The following is a 6,008-nucleotide window of genomic DNA, read 5'->3' as shown; positions in this document are numbered from 1 at the left end:
TTTCATGTTTTATTTACATATTATTTTCTAATAATGAAATCAAAGGAGCATAGTTAAATCTTCTAATCTTAGATTGAAGTTTTGCTGTTCCATTTACTAATTGATCCCAATTCCTATTATAATTAATTATTTTGTAAACATCCTCATCATTAATTCTTATAGATATGTCACTGTAAAAACTTAAACAAGATAAGATCTTTCCCAAAATTCCTTTTGCTAAATTGTATTTCCCTTTATTGCTAATAGCAAAAGAATTTATTTTTTGCAGACCTGCCCTGCCATTAAGAGAAAGATCCATAGTAACTAGCAAAGGATTAAGCGCATTTATTTTTAATTCCTTAGCTTCTTTAATTATATTAATATCGCCTGCTCTTTCCTTGCCTAAGTTAGCAAGCTTTGGGTAGATATTATTAAATGAAATGGAGCCAAGCAATTTATTTATTGTATTCTTATCGCTTCTGCCTGATTTCTGATAATTTTCAATATATTGAGATAATTCATTATAAACACTATATAAAGGTATAGACGAATACCTTACTTTATCTCCTAGGAGTTCAAAAATAGTTTCCCCATAATTTATAAAAATATTTGTGTCGAAGCAAAGGTTTGCATCTTCTGCCCTTATTTTTAATTGCTCTAGCTCATCAGGTAGAATCATTCCAGATCTCATAGCGCATAACTTAAAAACTTCATCTTTTGTTGCTTTTATTATTTCATCTTTATTCCCTATATCTACATCTTCCCAAACAGGAGAATAATCAATAACTTTGTTTGAATTTAAAGGATAAATATAAACTTTTCCAAATAAAGCTAACAAATTTAAAAGTGATTCCAAACCAATAGGTGAAAGAAAAGAAACTTCTTGCTCAGTATTTACCTCTGGGGGATCAATATCTTTTATTATACCCAATTTAGGAGATAATGTCCAAAGCTCGAGCTCTTTTGGGCTAACATAACCGAAGGTCCTATATCCTTCTATTTCCTTCTTTAATAATGCATATCTGATCTCAGTCTTTTCAACCATTGCCGTAATTATAGCCATATATTTTCTTGCAGGGGTTACATCAATAACATCAAATCTCTCATTTTTTATTCCTTTTTCCCACTCCTCAGGACTTTCCCCAATGACTTTTTCAATAACATCAGCCCCTAAATTCAACATATCAAGGGATTTCTTTATTTTTTCCTTAAATCCTTCTTCGTGTTTATATTCAGATAATATGTAAACTTTTTTAGGCCTAAGACCATAAAATATCTCATTTAATATAGCATTAGTTGTAGTGACAAACTTTGAAGAGCCGAGAACTGCTAGCGAATCAATAATCTTCCCCAATTTTCACACCAAATTATATTTTACCTGCGGGAATTTTATGGATGTATATCAAACTTACAATAAAACTTAAGACTTGAAAAAGGATTTCTCTTCATAGAATTCCCATTTACTACATGGGAAAAGATTTCTGGTTAACATTGAAAAAAACTTACCATTTCTTTTCCTCCCTACTTTTCGGTGGAAAAATGATAAAAGAAATAAAACAGGAATTAAGGAAGCTTCACTCCATATATGACCAATTCAAAATATCAAATGAGTATAGGGGATGGAATTGGGATAGGCAGCCATTAAAGCCAAGGTATTATAATGTTAATTTGGGGGTAAGCGAAGTAGCTTATTATAGCTGCTGCCCTAAGGAAGCTATTTCAGCAAGGCTTGGAGAAAAGCAGTTAACTCAAGCCATGTTAATAGGCCTTGCACTGCATGAAGTATTTAAAGCTACTTCTGATGACATTTTAAAAAACATATCTAATAAAAAAGCTCCATGGGAAATAGCTAATAAATTGTTAAGCTCATCAGAAAATAAAATTAGGAATATTTTATTAAATTACAAAGATAACGTGGTTCTTTCTTACGCAAATTCTCTTATCCAGTTATATAAAGCTATAGTAATTGAAATGGTTGGAGATATAACAAGTTCATATATAAATTCAGGTTCATTAATTTCTAATTTATGGCTTTCAGAATACCAAATAGATGGTTCTCCTTTGGGCTTATCTAAAAGGTTAAGGGCAGATGCAATAATGAACAACATAGTAGTAGAAATTAAATTGGGAAACAAGTATGCGAGATGGCATGAAGTTCAGTTAGCAGGTTATGCTTTAGCTTTAGAATCTCAAAACGAGACCCCATACGATTTCGGTATAATAATATCAGTTAATTTAAATCCATTGCTGATAAACGTGAAGGGAGTATATATTGATGATAGCCTGAGGCAGGAATTTATTGAATCTAGAGATAACATGGCAGAAGAATTGATCCAAGAAAAAGAAACATTTAATGGTGGTGATGGTTTATGAAGATTCTATATTTAGATGACTATGGAGTAAAATTAGGCGCTGACGGTACATCATTAAAATTAATTAGCAAAAAAGAAGAAAAAATAATACCTCTATGGGAGATAGATTTAGTAGTTGTATCTTCAACAGGCATATCAATAACGAGCAAGGCATTAAACCTTTTAGCTAAAGCAGGTATAGAATTAGTTATAACTGATCCCAGAGGTTCTCCATTATCAATGACGTATTTTTCTCATTATTCAAGAACACCTGATACAAGAAGGGCACAATATTTAGCTAGTTTCAATTATATAGGAGTTGAAATAGCTGCTTCTTTAATAAGCTGCAAAATATGTTCTCAATCAAAAGCTTTAGGCAGATTAAGCAATTATTATAATTTAGATGGGTACCAAAAAGAATTAGAATATATTAGCAAAAAAGTTTTCAATGAAGTTAAAGGACTTAGTATAGATGAGGCAAGAAAGAAGTTATTAGAGATTGAGGCAACTGCAGCTAGATCTTATTGGGGGGCTATATCTAGAGCTTTACCAAAGAATTTGGACTTTATTAATAGAGACCAAGATGGAGGTGATCCATTGAATGCTGCTTTAAATTATGGTTATTCTATTTTATATTCATTGGGTTTCAGAGCCTTAATTTTATCTGGATTAGATCCATATGCAGGATATATGCATGTAGATAGAAGCGGTAAACCTGTTTTAGTTTTCGATTACATAGAGCAGTTCAGAGCCCCTATTGTTGATGAAGCCATTTTGAGGGGGATTGCTAGAGGGTTTAATATAAGATTAAACAACGATAAGCTATTAGATAAAGAGAGTAAAAGAAATGTATTAAAATTGATAAATGAAAGGTTAAAGGAGCAAGCAGTAAATGCTTATAGGCCTATGAGCTTTGAAGAATCTGTAAAAGAATACGCTTTTAGACTTGCTAAGTCATTAAGAGAAGGGAGTATGTATTTTTGTTATAATTTTCCAAGGGGTGATAAAGTTGATGTTATTAGTAATTTATGATGTTAGCGATGATTCTAAAAGGCTTAAGTTGTCTAAAAGGTTAATGCAGTTTGGTTTATCAAGGATACAGAGAAGCGCATTTATTGGCAAGGCTTCATCATCACTCGCAAAAGATATTGAAAGGGCTTCATCATCTATAATAGACAAATCAACTGATATAGTACATCTGATAAAGATTTCTGAAATGGAGTGGAATTTAGCAAGCAAAATTGGAAAAAGTTATTTTGGGGTTGAAGAAGAATGGACTATTTAATAGATGTGACTACAATAAAAAACTTTAGTTATTGCCAAATGATTCCATATATAAATCTGAAATACAACTTTTATGAGCCATTAACAGAAAGTATGGGCCAAGGTAAAAAATTAAAGCCTTTTGAAGCAGCTAATAATTTAAAACTGCCAAAGCCGTGGAAACAAGAAGTAAAAATTATAGATAAGGAACTAGGGGTGAGCGGAAAAGTAGATTTAATAGCTGGGGAAAACAGCTTTCAAATACTAGAGGTAAAAGCATTTAAAAGGAAAATTGAAATGTCCTATCATTTTAGGGATCAATTGCTTGTTTATTCTTATTTGGTTAATAAAAATATTGGTAAAGTGGTTAAAGCTCATCTATACATGGGCGGAGAAACTTTTTCTTTTGATATAAATAATTATTCTCTAAGCTATGCAAAATCATTGATAATAAAGTTAAAGGAATTAGTTAATAAAGATGATCCCCCAAAAATTAAACCCGTTTTAGCTAAGTGCAAATCGTGCTGGTACAGACACGTTTGCCCTGCCAATCCTTAAAACTTATTTATCTTTTAAAATAATTATTAAAGAGGGCCTGAATTGAGATTATTCGTATTCCCTATAGGATTTCACGAAGACTTTGCCATAAGGACATTAAACAAATTTTCTGCATCTAAAGAAGATAAAATAATAGCAATAACTTTATCACCAGCCGTTAATGCAACTAAAAACGCTTTTAATTCTTTAACATTAAACGCCCAGAGAATTGGGATTTCAGATATTAATTTAATAGAAATAGATTCAACAGACTTTTCAAAGGTAGTTATGACTATAATCAAGAAATTTAATGAACTTAACATAAAGCCAGAGCAAATAATAATAGATACAAGCGGGGGGTTAAGGATATTTGATCTAGCATTATTTTTTTCAGGCTTCCTTCTATCTCTTAAAGGTTTCAAATCAACATTAATTATACAACCAGAATCCGCTAATTATGAAACAACGTCATTGGATTTAAGGGAACTGTTAAATATATTGAGATTAGATGTGAGCTCTATAGAAATAATAAACCAAATAGATGTAAATGAAGGCTCAACAATTGAAGAGCTATCTGGAAAGTTAAATGTAGCTGATAAAACTATTAGAAATAAAATAAGTGAGCTCAAAAAATTAAACCTAATTATGCAGAAAGGTAGGGGCCAAGGGATATACTTAACTGACCTAGGACTTTTAGTAAAGGAACTTAGCAAAGTTCAAAGCATTGGTGAAATTGATGAGTAAATCATTAATTGATTATTTCAGAAATGAAAATAACAAGGCTGCTATAACAATAAAATTAAAAATTTTTTCAAAGCAAGGATATGCAATACTGCCTCCAATATCATCTAAGGTATTAAAAGACATAGTATTTAGCGATGATTGCCTCTCTCAATTTATTGAATACTATAAAAATGGTGCGGTATCTTTTAAAGTTTTATCAAACGATAAAGGTAAAAAATACTATTCTATAAAAAAGGATAATAATGAGAACTTCAAACCATTATACATAAAGGAAAACGAGTTTTTACATGGCGCTATTACTGCTGTTGTTAACAAAAATATAGATATTTCTAAAATAGTAGACTGTAAAGGGGAAGTAAAGTATTCTTCATCTACATTCAATTACTTAATTGATTCTATATCAATAAAGGATACATCAGAATTAAGCGTTGGAATTAAAGATGGAGGTTTTTTAAAAATAACTTTTTTAACGCCAACAGCTATTCCAACAAAAATTATGTTACCTCCATGGGCTTCTAATATTAATAGAAGGATCCCAAAATTCTACAGAATTCTCCCAGAACCAAGCTTTATTGTAGCTTATTCCGCAAAGTTGTGGGTAAAGATTATGGATATAAATGAGGCAAATAATATACACTATTACACCGGAAGATTAGCAGATGTATATATGGTTGAAATGGATTATAATTTGAGGCCAGAAACAGTAATAGTTGGTAGGGATGAATTAAATAGATTAAGATTATTTAGAGGTTTTACTGGATTTGCTGTTTATAGAGTTAAGAGAGGTATTATGTCAAAAATATTAGATAAAGTACTTGATTTAACTCAATTGATGGGTTTAGGTAAATTAAAAAGTTTAGGCATGGGGGAAATTAAAGTAGAGGTATTAAATAATAAATTCGAAAAAATTTAAATATAATTATTTTCTTTAGTACATTTTATGGATCTATAACATTAAGGAATGTTAAAATTATTAAAGCGTTTTGTAAATTTTTATTAAATATCTCGAATAATTAGTAAGATAAATTCAAGTGATTTAGCTTTTTTAATTTTAAATTTTATTTATAACGAATCATTAGATAAAAATTGTAAAATTTAACAGATTTTTAAATACTAAATATTTTCTGATGAGTT

The 6,008-nt window shown here is 30.3% G+C and carries 7 protein-coding genes; 6 read left to right on the top strand and 1 reads right to left on the bottom strand.

The annotated features are described in order from the left end of the window. Window positions 1–13: 13 nt before the first annotated feature. On the bottom strand, window positions 14–1,333 hold the full coding sequence (locus ACP5GV_RS07860; RefSeq protein ID WP_428070019.1) for a hypothetical protein: 1,320 nt from the start codon (window positions 1,331–1,333) through the stop codon (window positions 14–16). Between the two features lie 185 nt (window positions 1,334–1,518). On the opposite strand from ACP5GV_RS07860, the gene cas4a reads away from it, so the two are divergent. Genes cas4a through cas6 form a run of 6 tightly spaced genes read left to right on the top strand, consistent with a single transcriptional unit; the run spans window position 1,519 to window position 5,787 of the window. Beyond that, on the top strand, window positions 1,519–2,352 hold the full coding sequence (cas4a, locus tag ACP5GV_RS07855) for a type I-A CRISPR-associated protein Cas4/Csa1 (RefSeq protein ID WP_428070017.1): 834 nt from the start codon (window positions 1,519–1,521) through the stop codon (window positions 2,350–2,352). Then, a complete protein-coding gene (gene cas1 / locus ACP5GV_RS07850) occupies window positions 2,349–3,362 on the top strand; it encodes a CRISPR-associated endonuclease Cas1 (protein ID WP_428090670.1) in 1,014 nt (337 codons plus the stop codon). Before cas4a ends, cas1 begins: the two co-directional genes overlap by 4 nt. Beyond that, window positions 3,343–3,615 (top strand): CRISPR-associated endonuclease Cas2, encoded by a 273-nt coding sequence (cas2, locus tag ACP5GV_RS07845; protein ID WP_292319033.1) that lies wholly within the window; start codon window positions 3,343–3,345, stop codon window positions 3,613–3,615. The genes cas1 and cas2 overlap by 20 nt, the downstream gene beginning before the upstream one ends. After that, complete coding sequence (cas4, locus tag ACP5GV_RS07840; RefSeq protein ID WP_428070013.1) at window positions 3,603–4,151, top strand: CRISPR-associated protein Cas4; 549 nt, start codon at window positions 3,603–3,605, stop codon at window positions 4,149–4,151. Before cas2 ends, cas4 begins: the two co-directional genes overlap by 13 nt. 42 nt (window positions 4,152–4,193) lie before the next feature. Next, on the top strand, window positions 4,194–4,874 hold the full coding sequence (csa3, locus tag ACP5GV_RS07835; RefSeq protein ID WP_428090674.1) for a CRISPR-associated CARF protein Csa3: 681 nt from the start codon (window positions 4,194–4,196) through the stop codon (window positions 4,872–4,874). After that, on the top strand, window positions 4,867–5,787 hold the full coding sequence (gene cas6 / locus ACP5GV_RS07830) for a CRISPR system precrRNA processing endoribonuclease RAMP protein Cas6 (protein WP_428070009.1): 921 nt from the start codon (window positions 4,867–4,869) through the stop codon (window positions 5,785–5,787). The genes csa3 and cas6 overlap by 8 nt, the downstream gene beginning before the upstream one ends. Window positions 5,788–6,008: the final 221 nt, after the last annotated feature.

The sequence above is a fragment of the Caldisphaera sp. genome, assembly GCF_049974385.1.
In the GTDB taxonomy this organism is placed as follows: domain Archaea; phylum Thermoproteota; class Thermoprotei_A; order Sulfolobales; family Acidilobaceae; genus Caldisphaera.
The sequence above is the reverse complement of the archived record's forward strand: the minus strand, read 5'-3'. Positions and strand labels throughout refer to the sequence as shown.